At 39.9% G+C, this 18,953-nt stretch carries 17 protein-coding genes; 2 read left to right on the top strand and 15 right to left on the bottom strand.

Features of this window, described 5'->3' with window-relative positions; translation table 11 throughout:
• Positions 1–8: 8 nt before the first annotated feature.
• The 15 genes from H9L23_RS16675 to H9L23_RS16610 form a co-directional block, all read right to left on the bottom strand.
• Positions 9–881, bottom strand: a complete 873-nt coding sequence (locus H9L23_RS16675) for a sugar phosphate isomerase/epimerase family protein (RefSeq protein WP_187591455.1) — start codon at positions 879–881, stop codon at positions 9–11.
• A gap of 10 nt (positions 882–891) precedes the next feature.
• On the bottom strand, positions 892–1,782 hold the full coding sequence (locus H9L23_RS16670; protein WP_187591454.1) for a hydroxypyruvate isomerase family protein: 891 nt from the start codon (positions 1,780–1,782) through the stop codon (positions 892–894).
• 1 nt (position 1,783) lies between these two features.
• Positions 1,784–3,022 (bottom strand): nucleoside permease, encoded by a 1,239-nt coding sequence (locus tag H9L23_RS16665; protein ID WP_187591453.1) that lies wholly within the window; start codon positions 3,020–3,022, stop codon positions 1,784–1,786.
• 173 nt (positions 3,023–3,195) lie between these two features.
• Entirely contained in the window at positions 3,196–3,876 is a 681-nt protein-coding gene (locus H9L23_RS16660; RefSeq protein WP_187591452.1) for a 3-keto-disaccharide hydrolase, read from the bottom strand.
• 51 nt (positions 3,877–3,927) lie between these two features.
• Positions 3,928–5,385 (bottom strand): Gfo/Idh/MocA family protein, encoded by a 1,458-nt coding sequence (locus H9L23_RS16655; RefSeq protein ID WP_187591451.1) that lies wholly within the window; start codon positions 5,383–5,385, stop codon positions 3,928–3,930.
• A gap of 32 nt (positions 5,386–5,417) precedes the next feature.
• Positions 5,418–5,801 carry a c-type cytochrome gene (locus H9L23_RS16650; protein ID WP_187591450.1) on the bottom strand — a complete coding sequence of 128 codons (384 nt, stop codon included), beginning with the start codon at positions 5,799–5,801 and terminating at the stop codon, positions 5,418–5,420.
• A gap of 21 nt (positions 5,802–5,822) precedes the next feature.
• Positions 5,823–6,881 (bottom strand): sugar phosphate isomerase/epimerase family protein, encoded by a 1,059-nt coding sequence (locus H9L23_RS16645; protein ID WP_187591449.1) that lies wholly within the window; start codon positions 6,879–6,881, stop codon positions 5,823–5,825.
• A gap of 9 nt (positions 6,882–6,890) precedes the next feature.
• Positions 6,891–8,048, bottom strand: a complete 1,158-nt coding sequence (locus H9L23_RS16640; protein WP_187591448.1) for a Gfo/Idh/MocA family protein — start codon at positions 8,046–8,048, stop codon at positions 6,891–6,893.
• 84 nt (positions 8,049–8,132) lie between these two features.
• On the bottom strand, positions 8,133–9,833 hold the full coding sequence (locus H9L23_RS16635) for a GMC oxidoreductase (protein ID WP_025145747.1): 1,701 nt from the start codon (positions 9,831–9,833) through the stop codon (positions 8,133–8,135).
• Positions 9,834–9,858: 25 nt separating this feature from the next.
• Positions 9,859–10,443, bottom strand: a complete 585-nt coding sequence (locus H9L23_RS16630) for a gluconate 2-dehydrogenase subunit 3 family protein (protein ID WP_187591447.1) — start codon at positions 10,441–10,443, stop codon at positions 9,859–9,861.
• Positions 10,444–10,722: 279 nt separating this feature from the next.
• Positions 10,723–11,628, bottom strand: coding sequence for a sugar phosphate isomerase/epimerase family protein (locus H9L23_RS16625; protein WP_187591446.1), 906 nt, complete (start codon positions 11,626–11,628; stop codon positions 10,723–10,725).
• 52 nt (positions 11,629–11,680) lie between these two features.
• The gene (locus H9L23_RS16620; RefSeq protein WP_246474961.1) at positions 11,681–14,137 is read right to left on the bottom strand and encodes a TonB-dependent receptor; all 2,457 of its coding nucleotides are present in this window, start codon (positions 14,135–14,137) and stop codon (positions 11,681–11,683) included.
• A gap of 11 nt (positions 14,138–14,148) precedes the next feature.
• Positions 14,149–14,610 (bottom strand): STN domain-containing protein, encoded by a 462-nt coding sequence (locus H9L23_RS26675; RefSeq protein ID WP_246474719.1) that lies wholly within the window; start codon positions 14,608–14,610, stop codon positions 14,149–14,151.
• A 194-nt stretch (positions 14,611–14,804) separates the two neighbouring features.
• Positions 14,805–15,824, bottom strand: coding sequence for a FecR family protein (locus tag H9L23_RS16615; RefSeq protein WP_187591445.1), 1,020 nt, complete (start codon positions 15,822–15,824; stop codon positions 14,805–14,807).
• 105 nt (positions 15,825–15,929) lie between these two features.
• The gene (locus H9L23_RS16610; protein WP_187591444.1) at positions 15,930–16,490 is read right to left on the bottom strand and encodes a sigma-70 family RNA polymerase sigma factor; all 561 of its coding nucleotides are present in this window, start codon (positions 16,488–16,490) and stop codon (positions 15,930–15,932) included.
• A gap of 439 nt (positions 16,491–16,929) precedes the next feature.
• Between H9L23_RS16610 and H9L23_RS16605 the strand changes: the two genes are divergently transcribed.
• Both H9L23_RS16605 and H9L23_RS16600 read left to right on the top strand, forming a co-directional pair.
• Entirely contained in the window at positions 16,930–17,874 is a 945-nt protein-coding gene (locus H9L23_RS16605; protein ID WP_187591443.1) for an NAD-dependent epimerase/dehydratase family protein, read from the top strand.
• A 73-nt stretch (positions 17,875–17,947) separates the two neighbouring features.
• The gene (locus tag H9L23_RS16600; protein WP_025145740.1) at positions 17,948–18,676 is read left to right on the top strand and encodes a YebC/PmpR family DNA-binding transcriptional regulator; all 729 of its coding nucleotides are present in this window, start codon (positions 17,948–17,950) and stop codon (positions 18,674–18,676) included.
• The last annotated feature ends 277 nt before the right edge of the window (positions 18,677–18,953 follow it).

The following is an 18,953-nucleotide window of genomic DNA, read 5'->3' as shown; positions in this document are numbered from 1 at the left end:
CTTAAGATTTAAATAATTTCTTTTTTTATAAATGCGCAGCTTGCGGTAACGGAACCTAGTGGATTTGGCTTATAATTGGTTTCGTGCTCTACGAAGAAATGTTTCATGCCCGAAAGTTTAGCCTGGGCAAAAATAGGTTTGAAGTTAATAGAACCAGTTCCTACTTCAGCATTTAATGCCGGATTGGCTTTATCCATATCTTTAACATGCCACATGGTAAAACGGCCCGGATTTTCTTTGAATAACTTAATCGGATCGTTGCCTGAGCGTACTACCCAATACAAGTCAAGTTCGAAATCAACCAGTTTTTTATCGGTTCCTTTCAACAGGATCTCGTAACCGGTGGTATCACCCTGTTTTTCGAATTCGAAATTGTGGTTATGATAGGCTAATCTGATACCGGCTGCTTTTGTTAATTTTCCAGCTTCGTTAATCCTGGATGCGATTTTTTTATAATCGTCGGCATTTTTTCTGATGCTTCCGTCTAACCAGGGAATGGTTACGTATTCGCTGCCCAGTACTTTTGCTGCTGCAATTGCCGCTTTAAGTTCTGTGGTATTTCCATCAGCCAGGTAAGTGCCTAAACCGTAATGGCCACTTGGTGCTTTTAATCTGTTAGCATCCAACAATGCTTTAAATTCTTTGGGCGTTAATCCCCAAAATTGATCTTTTATCGAAAAACCATAGGTTTCAACTTCTTTGAAGCCAGCTTTTGCCACCTTGGCAATGGTTCCCTTTACATCTTTAGGAAGTTCGTCCCTTAAAGAATATAATTGTAAGCCTACTGCTTTTTTATCGGTAGCAAAAGCGAACGACGGCGCCAAAAGTGCTGCCGCTGCAGCCATACTACTATTGAGTATAAAACTTCTTCTTGATATCATAGGTATATTTTTAAATGTCGCAAATTGAGATTGCCTTTTTTAAGGAGGCTATTTTATCAGCGTTTTTAGGTATAAATTCTTGTGCAACGAAACCTTTAAAGCCGGTTTCGGCAATGGCTTTCATAATGGCCGGGTAATAAAGTTCCTGTGTATCATCAATTTCGTTTCTGCCCGGAACACCAGCAGTGTGGTAATGGGCAATGTACTGATGGTAATCTCTAATGTTCCTGATCACATCACCTTCATCAATCTGCATGTGGTAAATGTCATAAAGTAACCTAAAGTTTTCAGATCCTAAACGTTTGCAAAGCTCTGCTCCCCACGAGGTTCTGTCGCACTGGTAATCTTTATGGTTCAGCTTGCTGTTTAATAACTCCATTACCAGAACAACATTGTGTTTTTCGGCCAATGGCATCAATTGTTTCAGGCCTTTAACACAATTGTTCCAACCGGTTTCATCATCTTTACCACGGCGGTTTCCGCTAAAACAGATGAGGTATTTATATCCGGCTTCGGCTACAAGCGGAATCATTGCTGTATAGTTCTGAATTAATTTTTCGTGGAATTTTTCATCGTTAAAACCATCTACCAGATTAATTTCTGCTCCATTGCACATGGTCGATTCCAGGCCATGTTTTTTCAAGGTCGGCCAATCTTTAGGGCCAACGAGGTCAATGCCTTTAATACCGATTTTTTTAGCTTCGATGCAAAGTGTTTCTACATCGAAACTGCTAAAACACCAGCGGCAAACTGCATGGTTGATATTTCCTTTTAGCCTTAGCGGCTGATCTGATGCTGCTTTATCCATTGCTAATGCTGAAAATCCTGAAGAAACACTAATCGCAGCAGTTCCTGCGATGATGTTCTTTAAAGCATTTCTTCTATTTACGTTTGAGGCCATATTAAACTGCTTTAGCTTCTATTTCAGATTTAGTTTTATCGTTGAACAGCAGGGCAAACAATAAGAACACTGCCGCTGCAATTCCTGCCGGGATAATCCAAACCATTTTCCAATCCGTTACCTCTCCGGTTTTATACATGTCGGTAATTAATCCGGCTACTTTAAAGCCAATCAACATACCCACGCCATAAGTTGCAAGCGTGATAATACCCTGTGCCGCACTTTTAAATTTTTCTCCGGCTTTTGAGTTGGTATAAATCTGACCAGAAACAAAGAAGAAATCGTAACAAACACCGTGGAGCGCAATTCCAATGATCAGCATAAAGCTTAAGTTGCCGGCATTACCATAAGCAAATAACACATAACGTACCGCCCAGGCCAACATACCCACAATGATGGTTTTCTTAAAACCATATTTAGAAAAGAATACCGGAATGGCCAATAAAAATAGTGCTTCGGAAACCTGACCGATGGCCATTTTACCTGTTGGGTTTGAAACTTTAATATCTGCCAGGAAAAGGCCCGCATTTTGATAATAAAAGGCTAATGGGATACAGATCAGGATGGAAGAGATGAAGAAAACAGCAAAATTTTTATCTTTTAATAGTTTTAACGCATCCAGACCTAAAATGTCACCAATTTTTATTTTTTCGTCTTTGGCAACCTTTGGAGGAGTAGCAGGTAAAGTAAAACTAAATATTCCTAAGACCAAAGAAGCGATACCAGCCATTAAAAAGGTGCTTTTTAATAATCCCGCCTGAATTCCTTCCGGAGAATCCCAGTGAAATGCAAAACTGATCAGTAAACCAGCAATGATCCACCCGATTGTACCGAATACCCTGATGTTTGCAAATTCTTTTTCAGCATCTTTCATTTGGTTAAAAGAAACCGAATTTACCAGTGCAAGGGTAGGCATGAACAAAATCATGTAAGCTAAAACGTAAGGGTAAAAAACGCTTACATCTGGCGCAGTATACATCTGGTACATTAAAATAGCACCAATAATGTGTAAAACACCTAAAATTCTTTCAGCGTTAAAATACCTGTCGGCGATAAGGCCAATGATAAATGGAGCAATAATTGCGCCCCAGGATTGTGTTGAAAATACAGAACCAATTTCAGAATTGGTTGCCTTTAGGTTATTGTTTAAGAAAGCTCCTAAAGTTACAAACCATGCACCCCAGATAAAAAATTCCAGGAACATCATGGCAGAGAGTTTAAAGCGAGTAGTGCTATTCATTTGGTTTATATAAGGTTATTAGGTTTAAGGTTTAAGGCGTAGGGTTAAAACGAAGGATATAATCCTCAACATTTACCTTACGCCTTCAGCCTCATTATATTTAAGTTTTAGATATATGGTTAAATCGGAAGAAAGGAAACCTTCATCCTTTTACCTTACACCTTTAACCTATTTTAAAGTTCTTTTATCGAGATGTTTTTGTACCAAACTTCATCTCCGTGATCTTGCAGGGCAATTTTGCCGGTTTTAAACGTTCCCCAGTTTTCCCATGTTGCAAATTTACTGACTGCAACAATTTTTTTCCAGTTATCATCCCAAAGGGTGGTTTTTACCACTTCAACTCCGTTTAAAATTAAAGTTAAATTACCTTTTTTACTAATGATTTCTGCTTTATTCCATTGACCAACAGGTTTAACCGGCTCAGATGAGCTTTTTACAAGGTCGTATAAATCGCCAGCACGGTGTTTGGTGATTTTTCCATCCGGGTGACCGTCGTTATCAATTACCTGCATTTCTAAACCTGTAGAGTAGGTAGCGTGATATTTAGGCTCTTCGTGAACGTAAAAAATTAAACCACTATTGGCTTTTGGAGCTACTTTCCACTCATATTTTAAATGGAAATCGCCATATTCTTTGTCTGTAACCAAATCACCACCGCCATCAGTGCCTTTTTTGGCTAAATCCAGGTGCAATGCACCATCCTGAACCTGCCAGCCACTACCAACAGTAGTTTTGTTATAGGTATGCCATCCTGTAGTGGTTTTACCATCAAACAGTGGTTTGAAGCCCTTTTGAGCTTTTGATATTTGTGTAACTGCTAACAGAATACAAGCAGAAAGAAAGATTTTTTTCATTTTTTTTTAAATAAAACCTCGCAGGTTTTTTTGCTGCGAGGTTTATGATAATTAAAGAGTTAAATTGTTCCAGCCCTGGCGGTATTCGCGTTTTACAAACTGGTTTGCTTCGTCGAAATTGGTAACTTTCATGTTGTCGTTATCCCAAAGCATTTTGGTGTACCTGCCTGGATAAGTAGTTTTGCCGTTAACTGTTTTTTGGATATCGAAACTTCTGATGGCCAAATTCGCCATTAATAAAGCTTCTGTTAACGGTCCTGCAATTTCGAAAGGAGAACTAACTTCCTGTTTGCCATAACCTGCAATTGCGGCTTCAACCCATTGTTTATAGTGGCCGTTTGCACCATTTGGTACGCGGGCGTATTTTGGCGCAACTTTAATGTCTTTGTTTTTACTTAAAGGCAACAATTTCGGGTTTGCGCTATAGGTTTCAGACATCATTTTACCTTTAGTTCCGATGAACAAGGTACCATTACCACCATCACCAAAAGTTTCGTCAGCTTCTAATTCTTCAGGGCGTTCCGGCTGGATACCACCGTCCATCCAATGTAAGGTTACATCACCTTTGGTTTTATTGGTTTTAGGAAATTTTAAGGTAACGTGACTTGATGGAGGGCAGCTTTCAGGGAAATAACCGCGTTTAAATTCATCTACATAAACAGAGCCTACGCTTGCTTCAACTTCTTTTGCATATTTTAAGTTTAATACACTAAAAGGAGCTTCGATTAAGTGGCATCCCATATCCCCAAGGGCACCGGTTCCGTAATCCCACCAGCCACGCCAGTTAAAAGGAACCAGTTTGTCTATAAAATCTTTTTCAGGAGCAGTACCCAACCATAAATTCCAGTCTAATTCTTTTGGAATTTCGGCTTTTTTTGTTGGTCGTGGAATGCCCTGTGGCCAAACCGGTCTATCTGTCCAGGCATAAACCGTATGTACATCACCAATTAAACCCGCTTCATACCATTCTTTCATTTGGCGTGGACCATCGTTTGATGCACCCTGATTACCCATTTGGGTAACCACTTTATATTTTTTTGCAGCAGCGGTTAAGATACGCGCTTCATAAATATCGTGTGTTAAAGGTTTTTGCACGTAAACATGTTTGCCCAGCTGCATGGCAGCCAAAGCCTGTATGGCATGGTTATGATCGGGAGTGGAAACAGAGACCGCATCGAAGTTTTTATGTTCTTTATCCAGCATTTCGCGCCAGTCTTTATAGTATTTGGCTTTAGGGAAAGCTTTCACACTATTGGCTGCGCGGCGATCGTCAACATCACATAAAAAGGCAATATCTGCTTTTCCGCTTTTGTTGAACATATCTATATCGCTCTGGCCTTTTCCGCCGACACCAATGCCGGCAACCAGTAAGCGATCGCTTGGTGCTAAATAACCGGGTCCGCCCAATACATGGCGGGGCACGATCATAAAAGCTGCGGCAGCGATTGCCGAAGTTTTAATAAAATCACGGCGGTTACTCGTGTTTTTATTTTCTTGCTCTGTTTTCATATTAGTAAATCGATTTGCTAATTTGGTTAAAATTATTTTTTAAGGGATAAAATGTACTTTACCATCAATTTTGCATCGTCTTTTTTAAGTGTAGCATGAGCAGTCATTGGCATATTGCCCCAAACCCCGGTTCCACCTTTAATAATTTTATCGGCTAACATGTTGATGTTTTTCTCGGTAGCCGGATATTTTTTAGCGATTTCTACATAAGCAGGGCCAATAATTTTATTGGTTTTGTTATGGCAACCTAAACAATCTGATTTATTGATCAGTTTTTCGCCTGGATTTGACTGGAAAGCAGCATGGTTTGTCATTGTTGCTGTTGCAACTACCGTTTTTTCTCTGGTTAAATCTGCCTTTGAAAATGAAGCCATAAAGATGACTACAGCGCCTAAAATTAAAAATGTCTTTTTCATTTTGTGTGTGTTTTGTGTTTGTTAATCTTGTAATCCTAATATTCTTTTGTTGAAAGCGCTATCACTGCCTGATGCAGCGAAATCATCAAATGCTTTATCTGTTACGTTAATGATGTTCTTTTTAATGAATTCGGCACCTTCGCGGGCGCCATCTTCCTGGTTTTTAATACAGCATTCCCATTCCATAACGGCCCAACCTTTAAAATCATATTGTGCCAATTTACTAAAAATGGTTTTAAAATCAACCTGCCCATCTCCTGGCGAACGGTAACGGCCGGCACGGTTTGCCCAACTTTGGTAGCCGCCAAAAGTGCCTTGTTTGCCCGTAGGGTTAAATTCTGCGTCTTTAACATGGAAAGCTTTAATGCGTTCGTGGTAAAAATCGATGTATTGAATGTAATCCAATTGTTGCAACACAAAGTGTGATGGATCATACAATAAGCATGCCCGCGGGTGATTATTTACTGCGGCAAGGAACATTTCGTAAGTTTCGCCATCAAATAAATCTTCTCCGGGGTGTATTTCGTAGCAAACATCAACACCACATTGGTCAAACTCATTTAAAATTGGTGTCCAGCGTTTTGCAAGTTCTGCAAAACCTTCTTCAACTAATCCGGCAGGGCGTTGCGGCCATGGGTGGAAATATTGCCATAATAACGAACCACTAAATGTTGCATGTGCATTTAAGCCTAAATTTTGAGAGGCTTTGGCTGCATATTTCATTTGTTGCACGGCCCATTCTGTTCTGGCTTTGGGGTTTTTATGTACTTCTTTTGGTGCAAATGCATCAAAAAGATCATCGTAAGCAGGATGTACGGCAACCAACTGACCTTGTAGGTGGGTAGAAAGCTCGGTAATCTCTAAACCATAAGAAGCAATTTTCCCTTTCAGTTCATCGGCATAAGTTTTACTTTCAGCCGCTTTTTGAAGATCAATAAACCTTGCATCCAGTGTTGGCATCTGAATACCTTTAAAACCTAATCCGGCTGCCCATTCGCAGATATTTTCTAAGGTGTTAAATGGTGCCTCGTCGCTTATAAATTGTGCTAAAAATACTGCTGGTCCTTTTATTGTTGTCATGCTGAATAGTTATAGTTTATAATCGTGCCACTTTTGATCAGACTGGCTGGAAGCCACTACATTTTCAATAAATGCCATTCCTCTTACGCCGTCTTCTGCACCTGGAAAATCCAACATTTCTGCAGTAGGTTGCTCATTGTTAAGTTTTGCATTTACAGTTAAGGCGAAGTTTCTATAAATATTTGCAAATGCCTCTAAGTAACCTTCAGGGTGACCGCCTGGTGTACGGGTATTATGCTGAGCGAAACTCCCCATATAACCATTACCTGTTCTATAGATCTGTGCAGGTGCATTTAACCATCTGGCAATTAAAGTATTTGGTTCCATCTGGTGCCATTCTATACCACCTTTTTCGCCATAAACCCTAATTTTTAATGCGTTTTCTTCTCCGGCAGCAATTTGAGAGGCTACCAGCACACCGTTACTTCCGTTATCGAATTTTAACAATACGTTGCCATCATCATCAATTGCTCTTCCAGGAACCACAATATTTAAATCGGCACAGATTTTTGTGATTTTTAAGCCAGAAATATATTCTGCCAGGTGTGCAGCATGTGTACCAATATCGCCCATGCTACCGCTTTTTCCGGTTTTTGATGGGTCGGTACGCCAGGCAGCCTGGGCATTGCCTTCGCGTTCTGAAAGGGTGCTTAACCAACCTTGAGGATATTCTACCACAATTTTTCTGATGGCACCTAAAGCACCTTCGCTAACCATTTGTTTTGCCTGTTTAACCATTGGATAACCCGAATAGGTATGGGTTAAACATAAGGTTAAACCTGTTTCTTCAACTTTTGCTTTCAGCTGTTTTGCTTCTTCTAAAGTTAAGGTCATTGGTTTTTCGATTACCACGTTGAAGCCTTTTTCCAAAGCCATCATGGCAGGGGCGAAGTGGGCAAAATTTGGGGTTACGATGGTTACGAAATCGATTCTTTCGTCTGCTGGCAATTCACTTTCCCTGGTCAGCATTTCTTCGTAATTGGTGTAGATCCTGTTGTCAGGAAGGAAAAGTAGTTTTCCAGATTCATACCCGATTTCAGGGTTTACACTTAAAGCTCCGGCAGATAATTCGATCAGGCCATCCATATTGGCAGCCAAACGGTGTACGGCACCGATAAAAGCGTCTTTTCCACCGCCTATCATGCCCATTCTTAATTTTCTTTTCATTTTTGAGGTATGGGGCATAGGGCTAAAGGCTTAGGGCATAGGGAGATTGAACCCTATACCTTAAGCCTTCTACCTTAAACCTTTCTAGATGTTCTTTTTCTTTAATTCTTTTACAGCATAATCGCAAGCTCTTGCAGTTAAGGCCATAAATGTTAACGATGGATTTTGACAGGCGATTGATGGCATACAAGATCCATCAGTTACAAAAACGTTGTTTACTTCGTGCATCTGGTTCCATTTGTTCAGTACTGAAGTTTTTGGATCGTTACCCATCCTCGCGGTACCCATTTCGTGGATTGCCATACCTGGATAACAACCTGCATCATAGGTTTTGATGTTTTTCATGCCTGCTTTTTCTAACATTTCGGCCGCATCGTTCATCATATCCACACGCATTTTTTTCTCGTTTTCCTTGTATTCGCAATCAATGGCCAATACCGGCTGTCCCCATTTATCTTTTTTACTATGGTCGATGTAGACCTTGTTTTCGTAATAAGGAAGCATTTCTCCGAAACCGCCCAATCCCATGGTCCATTTGCCCGGTTTGGTCATTTTTTCTTTCAAGTCTGCACCGAAGGATAATTCGGCTACATCACTTTGCCAGTTTGCCCTGCTTGCACCGCCCTGATAACCGAAACCACGTAAATAATCACGTTTATCGTTACCAATGTTCTGATACCTAGGTACATAAATTCCGTTTGCACGGCGTCCGTAAGTATATTTATCATCAAAACCTTCGGCTTCGCCTGATGCGCCGCAACGGAAATGGTGATCCATCAAGTTGTGACCCAATTGTCCGCTGGCATTACCCAAACCATTTGGATGTGCTTCTGAAGTTGAGTTTAATAAAAGGAAAGTTGAACCTAATGTAGAACCGTTTACAAAAACGATTTTAGCATAAAATTCCATGGTTTTGTTGGTCTGCGCATCGATAACCATTACCCCTTTTGCTTTTTTCGTATCCTTATCATAAATGATGTGGTTTACGATAGAGTATGGGCGTAAAGTTAAACGTTTGGTAGCCATAGCCGCAGGTAGGGTAGAAGATTGCGTACTGAAATAAGCACCAAAAGGGCAACCACGACTACATAAATTTCTGTATTGGCAATTGCCACGACCTTTGTGAGGCACTGTTAAATTGGCGGTACGGCCAATCATGATGATACGCTCTCTTTTATAATGTTCTTCTACGCGTGCTTTTACCGATTTTTCTACAATGTTTAAATCCATTGGAGGTAAAAACTCACCATCAGGACAAGTAGGCCAGTTTTCTTTTGATCCACTGATGCCGGCAAAACGCTCAGCATAATCGTACCAGGGCGAAAGCTCTGCGTAACGGATAGGCCAGTCTGCACCGTGACCATCTTTTTTATTGTCTTCGAAGTTGTGATCGCTTAAACGATAACTCTGACGGCCCCACATTAGGGATTTTCCACCCACGTGGAAACCACGGTACCAATCGAAACGTTTATCTTCGGTGTAAGGGCATTCTAAATCGTTTACCCACCATTTTTCGTTTGCTTCCTGGTAAGGGTAATCTCTTTTTTGTACAGGGTGGGTACGTTTTTGCTCTTCGGTTAACTTACCAGCATGTTTAAAATCCCATGGGTTTTTCATGGCGGTTTCGTAACCTGTAATGTGCTCAATGTTCATTCCTCTTTCGAGCATCAGTACACGTAAGCCTTTCTCTGTAAGTTCTTTTGCAGCCCAGCCGCCACTAATCCCCGATCCTACTACAATAGCATCGTAAGTATTTTCTGCTTTTAAATCTGTATTTAAATTCATGATGTTTTGTTATTGAGGTTGGAAATTAGGTTGCCCATGATTTTTGGCCTGGTTTTAAAGGCGCATTACCATCATATCGGCCCGGAATAAGCACATATTCGCGTGCTTTGGTGCAACCAATCTCTGAAGAATAATAGCCGAGTAAGGTTAAATCTCTTGCGGTGATGAAAAAGTAAGCCAGATCTTTGTTTTCTTCTGATTTACCATCTTTTTGAGCAAGTGCGATTGTTCTTAAATCGATCATTAATTTTTTGCGGTCGGCTGGTGTTAAGGCCAGGTAGTTCTTACCGAAATCTTTCATTGATTTTGCCTGAAGATCTTTAAAGCCCTTCGAAAATGAGGTTTGCATTTCGGCCGGGTAACAATCTTTCATCATCATCGGAATAAACTTACCTAAACCTGCGGCTTTGGCACCTGCAGAGGTTTTGGTAGTCGGGACAATAATGTCAGCAAACTCGGCAAAAATCTTTTCATCTTCCACCGAATAATTCACAAATTTTTTTTCGTTTTCAGGGAGCGTAAAACTTTCAAATAAAACGCCCATTGTACTTGCTGAGATTGCTCCTCCCAACAAAAATGCAACGTTTTTGAGTGCTTCTCTTCTGTGCATCGTCTTTATGGTTTTATATATTGGTTATTTATGTGTTCAATTAGTAATATTAGAAAAAATATAGCGGAAAGAATAAATTTTTTGGATTAAATTATCAGACTGCAATGCGATTGTTACCGCGTAGAATTGTTCTAAATAAATAGCTTTTTATTGCTCTGTTGGTATTTTGAGTAGGTTTTTACTGGTATTTTACTTGGTGTAAAAAGTACATTTAGTATAGGTGAGGAACTTATTTACTAATAAATCCCAGAAGCGGGCTATTTCTCAGAGAAATTCTGCTTAAAGCTGGTTCTTTTTGATGTAATTATAACTTTCGGCTATACTCTCATAAGGTGCTTTTTTAATAATATCCTGTTCTGTGAAAATGTAGTCGACACCTGCCAGTTTGGAAGCTGCAAAAATGCTTTTGAAATCGATTCTGCCAGCGCCTACTTCGGTAAAAACGGCTTTGTCTGTTTTGTCCATATCTTTAACATGGAACATTTTATAACGGCCGGGATTTTTCCTGAACATGGCTACGGGATCTAAGCCTGCATTTACTGCCCAAAAAATATCAAGTTCAAAACCTACCAGTTTGGCATCGGTTTCTGTTAAGAGGATTTCGTAACCTGTAACGCCATTTCCCTGATCTTTAAATTCGAAATTATGGTTGTGGTAGGCCAGTTTTAAACCCGATTTTTGGCAAAGTTCTGCCGCCTGGTTAAATTTGGCGGCCATACGTTTGTAATCGTCCAGGCTTCCGTTGGTCCTGATATCAGTTGGCAAAGCCGGAATCACAAAGTATTTTTGGTTTACAGTGGCTGCTGTTTCAATGTGCGATTTTAATACTTTATCGTCTCCTGAAGATAAGAACTCTGTTACATTGTAATGTCCGCTCGGGGAGGTGAGTCCGTTTGCTTGCAATAAAGCATTGAAATCTTTGGCTTCCAAACCCCAAAAACCTTTCACCTCGTATTTGCCCGGATAACCATAATAGGTTTCTACCTGGTTATAGCCGATTTTGGCAACCTGTTGGATGGTGGCTTTTACATCAGCAGTTAACTGTTCCCTGAGGGTGAAAAGACCGATTCCGATTTTTGAAACTTTTGCCGACTGAGCTAAAGCTGTAGTAATGATAGCCGGACTTAAAAAGGCTGCCGCACCTGCTAAGCCTGCCTGTTGTAAAAATGTTCTTCTTGTTGTCATGATGATGTTTTTAGAATAAAAAAAACCGGAGCGTAAACTCCGGTTTGATTTGTTAGAATGAATAAGCCAATGATCCCCAGAAAGTACGTTGAAGTAATGTCCGTCCAATCATTAATGTGCCAGGGGTAACGGTCGAGAAATCCCTGAACTGGTCTCCGCGAACATCGCCCTCTGTCAACACTTTTGCATTTAACAAGTTGTCTGCCCAAAATCTTATTGAAACTTTTTTAGTGAAATTGTATCCCGCTCCAGCTTTCATTACCACATAGGCAGGTAGTTTGTAACTGTCGCTGGGAGAGGTAAAACGGCTACCCACATAATTTGCCGCTACATATAAGTTGAAATTTTTGTAATCGTAGTTAGCGCCAAGCTCGGTATTTAAAACCGGCACGCGTTCTGTTCTTTTACCAGTGAAACTATAGGTACGGTCGCCAAATTCTGCCAGTACGGCTGCATTTCCTTTGGTTGATGCTTCGTAATCGGTGTATTTAGAATCCTGTAATGTTCCTGTTAAACGTAAACTAAGCGGTTTGGCAATTTTGTAAGAAACTTCGTATTCGGCACTGAATGTGCGGGTAGAACCGAATGCAACTAAAGCTTGTGTTCCTGCTGCTGTTGTTGGTACGTTGATGGTTAACGATACATTTTTAATGGCTGAGTAACTTCCTGAGGCAAAAATAGCGAGATTGTTCTTCGCGTATTTAAAACCTACCTCACCTAAATAAACCGGACGTTTTTTGATGTTGGCCGGATTATATGCCGAGGCATTGTAATCGCCAATTGTTGGTGCATTATAAGCTTTGGTAGCCCTTGCAAAAATGCTTGAAGTGGAGTTTATTTTATAGTTGGCACCAACTGATGCCGCCCAATTGGTTAAGGTTTCATCGTAAGGCGTATAACCTAAAATTGTTGCAGTGGCGGCTGCAGTAGTATTAACCGTTCCATCTGTATTTAGCGCATAATAAGGTCTGTCGCCTTTTACATTTTGGTTGTCAATCCTCGCACCGATATCTAAACGCCATTGTTCAGAAATTTTGATCTCATCTGAAGCATAGGCTGATAAGGTTCTGGTATCGCCAATAAAGGTGTTTTTGGTCTGGATGGTACGCTCTGCTGCAATTGGTGACTGTAAAATAATGCTCGGATGCTCTTTAAATTCAGAAAATGAACGGAAAGCATAACGTAAATCATCACGATTATACTGGTGGATGCCTGCACCGATACCCAAACTGTGGTTTTTAATGGTTTTTTTCAGGTCTAAATAATCTACTACCTGCACATCGCTGTTGATCTGTCCGTTGGCCGATGAAGTAATTACATAATCACCTGCAACAAATGGTGCAACTGCGCCGCCAGGATAATAATAAGGTGTTGCTGCGGTTCTGGCTGCAATTCCGGAAGGAACGGTATAAGTTGAGTTGGTATGGGTGTTCTGGTAGCGGAAATTGTTCACAATCTGCCAGCCACTATCGGTTAAATAGTTGAACTGAAAGCCTCCTGATCCTAATTTGGTATGGATACCATCAGTTAAACTGAAATTGTGGTTGCCGGCTACGGGGTCGTTATAACTCCATTCGGTTTGTAGTGGAACAATGGACTGTGAAGCCATATCATAATCGCGGTAGGTAGTCGGTTTCCCGGTACCATCGTAAGGATAATAGCTGGTTAAGAGGAACTGAACTTTATCATTGAGGTATTTACCATACACGCGGACAAAACCTTTATGGTTTTTGAAATTAAAAGTCATATTGCCTTTAATCTGTCCACCCTGATTGGCCGGATTGAAACCCTGATCTACCACACCGTTATCGGTACGGTAAAAACCACCAATGTTGTATTTAATGTTTTCGTTTATTTTTCCGCCGGTGTTTCCATCAAAACGGTATAAACCCTGCGAAAAACCTGTGGTAAATTTAAACTGACCGTATTGTTTATCTGCCCCAACGTAACTGATATTGTTTACCACAGCACCCGGTGTATTGGACTGGATAATGGAAGCATTGCCACCTCTAACCGCTTCGATGTTCTGGATGGTTAAATCAGTTTTGTAATATTGATCTACTGATGGATTGGTGTTGAAACCTGTTGGCAAAAGCGGTAAGCCATCTTCCTGGATGCCCAAGAAAATATAACCGCCCTGTTGTGGAAAGCCCCTTACCCAAACATTGCCCGGACCATCGCCACCTGTACTTTCTACGGTTAAGCCGGGTATGGCTTTTAATAAATCGGTACTGTTTAATGGCGCCCTGTTCGTGATGTCTTTATTGCTCACTGATGTTAACGCCACACTACTTTCTAATTTTTTCTTTGGGTTACCGCCGGTTACCATCACACTTTCTAATTGAAGATTATCTTCTGATAAACTGATGTTCAGGTTTTCGTCGGCATTGCCCGGAGAAAGATTTACTTCTTTGGAGATAAAACCTACGTAACGCACAACTAACACCCGACTATCTACTGTTAGTCCTTTTAGCGCAAAAGCACCGTTTTCATCAGTGGTGGTGCCGATTGATTTTCCTTTTACGGTAACAGAAACCCTGGAATAGGATTGCCTTTACTGTCGGTTACTTTTCCGGTTACAATCCCTTCGAAAGCTTTTAAAAGTTCGAGGTTGTTATTGGCGGGAATAGAATAGAGCAGAATCTGATCTTTAACTATTCTATATCCCACGTCATAACGTTTTAGCGAATTCTCAAGAAAGTATTTAAGTTTTTGGTTGACTACATTGATGGAAACTTTACGGCCTGAGTTTATTAATTGCGGACTGTAAACAAACTTCACATTGGCCAGGTGTTCTGTTTTTTCAATAATGGTTTTAATATCGGTTTGATCGGCCTTGATCGAAATGGGTGTATTCAAAAAGTCTTGTGCGCCTACATTATTTGCAAATGCAGCACAGGTGAAAATTATTATTGCAAGTATTTGGTAAATCGAAACTCTCATTGCATATATCGCCAGCGAAATAAGTTGATTTTTTTTCATAAATTTGGTTATTGTTCATTAAATGATTGGATTTATTGGACATAGAAATACCATGAATACATTTCTAATGTATTTAACTCGCCGGCAATGCCCCACATTGCCGGCTTTGTTTTTTAGAAAAATATTATGGAAAATGGAGCCGCGCTTATGGGCTGTTGGTGCTGTAGTTTTTCTTCATCATATTTTATATTTGGTTAGTTTTTGGAAACCACAATGCTGGTTCCCTGGATATAATATTTGCTTGAAATGGTTCCGCAGATCAGGTCGAGTTGCTCATATAGCCCTTTTTTGCTTAAATCTCCGGTGAAAGTGTAGGTGGATATCTGCCCGTTATCCGATTTTATCTCGATGCCATACGCCTCTGATAAGGTTTTAAAAATTTCCCTGATGCTTTCCTCTTTAAAGTTATAGCTCAAACTGGTTGGTATGTTGTAAGCTTCGGCCAAAGGAATAGGTTTGCTTACCAATGTTTTATTTAAATGATGTTCAGAAAAAACACCTTTTTGATTGGGCGTAAGCAAAATCGGTTGCGCCAGTTTTTCTTTAGAGAAAGCAAATAGCGAACTTTTCTGATTTTCTTCTACGTGAACTTTTCCCGTTCTTACGGCAACCTGGGCAGGCATGTTATCAGTAGCCGATTTCACCCAAAAACTGGTGCCCAACACCCGTACCACCAATTTTTGGTTGTAAACGTAAAAAGGTTTCTGAGGATTTTTACTCACCGAAAAGAAAGCACTTCCTTTTAAATACACGGTTCTTTTATTGGCTGCAAAAACTTTTGGGTAAATAATGTTTGCCTGTGGTTTAAGGGTTACGGTACTTGCGTCGCTTAGCGCAATTACCATGGTGCTATCACTCTCGTTGGTTTTGCTGATCAGGTTTAAACCGGCATTTTCGTCTAAAAAAGATTGCTCGGCGTGGTTATAATTCACCAGATATAATCCTGCAATAAAAAAAGCAACCATAATGGAAGCCGCAATGGCAAATTTTGGCCAAAGCCTTTTAACTTTTAGGACAGGTGTTGGTTTGCGTTCAATATTATTGATGTTGTGCCAGGCATTCGTCTGCATTTCTTCTAACGCAGTTGAGGATAAGTCTTTAAAATTCTTGCTGTTTAAATTATGATACCATTTATCAACCCAAAGCTTTTCGGCTTCGGTACAATTTCCGCTTTCGTAACGGCTGAGTAAATCGTAGAATGATTTCTGATTCATAAGAAAGAATATTTGGCTTTATATATACCAGTAACATAATAAGGGTGAACCCCTAAAGGAAGGCATGAAAAAAATGGAAATAATTTGTAATTAACTGATATTCAGCTATAAAAAGATGTAAAAGTTTTTAATGTATTCTTTTATTCTTTTAATTGAGCGGGTAATGTGGTACTCTACCGCTTTTTCGGTAATGTTTAAGCCAGTGGCAATATCTTTGGTAGATTGATGTTGGTAGCGACTCAGTCTGAAAACTTCCTGTGTTTTTTCGGGTAGGGAATTGATTCCTTCTTCTATAATCGACGATAAATCATGCAGATCGACCAGGTTGGCGGTATCCTGGTGATTTTCGGAATAGGTGAGCATTTGGTATTCCATGTATTTGTTTTCCATTACCAAACTGCGGATGTGGTTGATCACACTTAATTTTAGGGCACCGAATAAATAGGCCTGCAGGTTATTAATCTGCAAATCCTGCCGTTTTTCCCAAAGGGAGATAAAAATATTCTGTACCAGTTCTTCCGCAATTACCCGATCGCCTGTTTTTTTGTAGGCCGCATAAAGCAGCTCCTTGCTAAAAGTAAAATATATTTTTTCGTAAGCCTGCTTATCGTCCTGTTTTAGGCGGTTAAGTAAATCTTCAGATCTGTCAGGCTCAAAAGGAGTCATCTATTTATTTGGTTATTCGGTATGTATAGTAAATGTATAAAATTAAAGTTTTAAAGTTGAAATGTTTTAAGGTTGGAAAGTCGGAATGTTTTAATGTTGTAAGGTTAGAAAGTTGGAATGTTTTAAAGTTGGAAGGTTAGAATGATTTAAAGTTGGAAAGTTAGAAAGTTAGAAAGTTGGAATGTTTTGATTGGAAAGTTGAATAATCAATTAACCAGTTTATACGAATAACCAATTAACCCAATTTCGGTTGACAGTCTGCAATTCACAATTAACCAGTTTAAACAATTAACCGACTAACCCAATCCAGTTAACAATTCAGCCATTCAACTATTAATTAACAATTAGTAATTCTCAATTAACCAATTTATACAATTAACCGATTAACCATTCTTCATTTTATCTCATTTTTTTACCTTTGCTCAATCTCAAAAAAATTATGCAAGAAAAAATTGTTGTTTTAGGCTCTAACGGGCAAATTGGTACCGAGTTGGTAACCATGTTACGTAAAATATATGGTGATGATCACGTAGTTGCATGCGATATACGCAGGCCGGATTACGACATCAAAAACTCTGCACCGTTTGAATTTGTGAATGTGCTGGATAAAGAAATGATCAATGGCATTTTTCATAAGTACAAACCAACACAGGTATACCTTTTAGCAGCTTTATTATCGGCTACAGGAGAGCAAAATCCTAAATTAGCATGGGATTTAAATATGAATGGTTTGCTGAATGTTTTAGATTTAGCATTAGAATATAAAACAGCAAAAGTATATTGGCCAAGCTCTATTGCCGTATTTGGTCCGAATTCGCCAAAAGATAATACTTCACAATATTGTGTAATGGATCCGAATACCGTTTACGGAATCAGTAAATTGGCCGGAGAACGTTGGTGCGAGTATTACAACCAAAAATACGGATTGGATGTACGCAGTATCCGTTATCCGGGATTAATCAGCTGGAAAGCTGCCCCAGGTGGTGGTACAACCGATTATGCGATCCACATTTTTCACGATGCCTTAAAAAAAGGAAGCTACCAAAGCTTCTTAAATGCAGAAACGGAATTGCCAATGATGTATATGGATGATGCGATCCGCGGAACCATCGAATTAATGGATGCACCGGCTGATCAGATTTCGGTACGTAGCAGTTACAATTTTGGAGGGGTAAGTTTTACGCCTGAGATATTGGCAGCGGAAATCAGAAAACATATTCCGGATTTTACCTTATCTTACGCGGCTAATGATCCCCGTCAGCAGATCGCAAACAGCTGGCCACGTTCTATCGACGACAGTTATGCTGCAAAAGATTGGGGATGGAAACCAGAGTTCGATTTATCGAAACTGACAATTGATATGTTAAATAATTTAAAGAAATAATAAAGGTAGAGGGTTGGAAGGTTGAAGGCCTAAGGTCTCATATCTCATAACTAATATCTCAATACTAACAAAAATGGGAAGAGCATTCGAATTTAGAAAAGAGAGAAAATTTAAGCGTTGGGCCAAAATGGCGGTTCAGTTTACGCGTATCGGTAAAGATATCGTAATGGCAGTAAAGGAATCCGGACCTCATCCGGAAACCAACTCGCGTTTACGTACGGCGATGCAGAATGCGAAGGCGGTAAACATGCCAAAAGATAGGGTAGAGGCGGCTATTAAACGTGCTTCTGATAAATCGATGGCCAATTACGAGGAGATTGTATACGAAGGTTATGCGCCTCATGGTGTTGCAGTTTTAATTGAAACCGCTACTGATAATACCAACCGTACCGTTGCCAATGTTCGTAGCTATTTTAACAAAACTGATGGTTCTTTAGGTAAAACAGGTTCTTTGGACTTCGTTTTTAACCGCAAATCTATTTTCCGTTTTGTACCTGCTGAAGGTTTAGATCTGGAAGAATTAGAGTTCGAACTGATTGATGCTGGTTTAGAGGAACTTTACGTAGAGGCTGATGAAGAAGGAAACGATATTGCCGTTGCACAAGGTGCTTTCGAAAACTTTGGTTCATTGCAAAAAGCCTTGGAAGAAAAAGGCATTGAATTAAAAAGCTCGAAATTGGAGCGAATTGCTTTATCTCATCACGAGGTTACAGAAGAGCAAGCTGCAGATGTACTTAAACTGATTGATAAGCTGGAAGAAGATGATGATGTGCAGGCCGTTTATCACAATATGGCTGAATAAGAGTAAGCAGATATTTATAGAAAAGGTCCCGGTGCTAACATCGGGACCTTTTTTTTACATCCGATCGTCACCCTGAATTTATTTCAGGGTCTTTCCGGATAGATACTGAAACAAGTTCAGTATGACGGACTATTCTATTTAATCTAAAGATAATACAACTTAATCGTATCACTTAGATACCCTGAGGTGGCTTAGGTGGTCAATATTATTTTGGAAAACAATGGTGTGACGCTTTTCGGTTACAGCAGTCCTGCTATCGCTTCAAGTCCTCTCCCGA

The organism is Pedobacter roseus (genome assembly GCF_014395225.1).
Lineage (GTDB): Bacteria > Bacteroidota > Bacteroidia > Sphingobacteriales > Sphingobacteriaceae > Pedobacter > Pedobacter roseus.
The sequence above is the reverse complement of the archived record's forward strand: the minus strand, read 5'-3'. Positions and strand labels throughout refer to the sequence as shown.

Coding starts and splice junctions, on each gene's coding strand:
- H9L23_RS16675 (WP_187591455.1), bottom strand. CDS start 881: ATGATATCAAGAAGAAGTTTTATACTCAATAGTAGTATGGCTGCAGCG.
- H9L23_RS16670 (WP_187591454.1), bottom strand. CDS start 1,782: ATGGCCTCAAACGTAAATAGAAGAAATGCTTTAAAGAACATCATCGCA.
- H9L23_RS16665 (WP_187591453.1), bottom strand. CDS start 3,022: ATGAATAGCACTACTCGCTTTAAACTCTCTGCCATGATGTTCCTGGAA.
- H9L23_RS16660 (WP_187591452.1), bottom strand. CDS start 3,876: ATGAAAAAAATCTTTCTTTCTGCTTGTATTCTGTTAGCAGTTACACAA.
- H9L23_RS16655 (WP_187591451.1), bottom strand. CDS start 5,385: ATGAAAACAGAGCAAGAAAATAAAAACACGAGTAACCGCCGTGATTTT.
- H9L23_RS16650 (WP_187591450.1), bottom strand. CDS start 5,801: ATGAAAAAGACATTTTTAATTTTAGGCGCTGTAGTCATCTTTATGGCT.
- H9L23_RS16645 (WP_187591449.1), bottom strand. CDS start 6,881: ATGACAACAATAAAAGGACCAGCAGTATTTTTAGCACAATTTATAAGC.
- H9L23_RS16640 (WP_187591448.1), bottom strand. CDS start 8,048: ATGAAAAGAAAATTAAGAATGGGCATGATAGGCGGTGGAAAAGACGCT.
- H9L23_RS16635 (WP_025145747.1), bottom strand. CDS start 9,833: ATGAATTTAAATACAGATTTAAAAGCAGAAAATACTTACGATGCTATT.
- H9L23_RS16630 (WP_187591447.1), bottom strand. CDS start 10,443: ATGCACAGAAGAGAAGCACTCAAAAACGTTGCATTTTTGTTGGGAGGA.
- H9L23_RS16625 (WP_187591446.1), bottom strand. CDS start 11,628: ATGACAACAAGAAGAACATTTTTACAACAGGCAGGCTTAGCAGGTGCG.
- H9L23_RS26675 (WP_246474719.1), bottom strand. CDS start 14,610: ATGAAAAAAAATCAACTTATTTCGCTGGCGATATATGCAATGAGAGTT.
- H9L23_RS16615 (WP_187591445.1), bottom strand. CDS start 15,824: ATGAATCAGAAATCATTCTACGATTTACTCAGCCGTTACGAAAGCGGA.
- H9L23_RS16610 (WP_187591444.1), bottom strand. CDS start 16,490: ATGACTCCTTTTGAGCCTGACAGATCTGAAGATTTACTTAACCGCCTA.
- H9L23_RS16605 (WP_187591443.1), top strand. CDS start 16,930: ATGCAAGAAAAAATTGTTGTTTTAGGCTCTAACGGGCAAATTGGTACC.
- H9L23_RS16600 (WP_025145740.1), top strand. CDS start 17,948: ATGGGAAGAGCATTCGAATTTAGAAAAGAGAGAAAATTTAAGCGTTGG.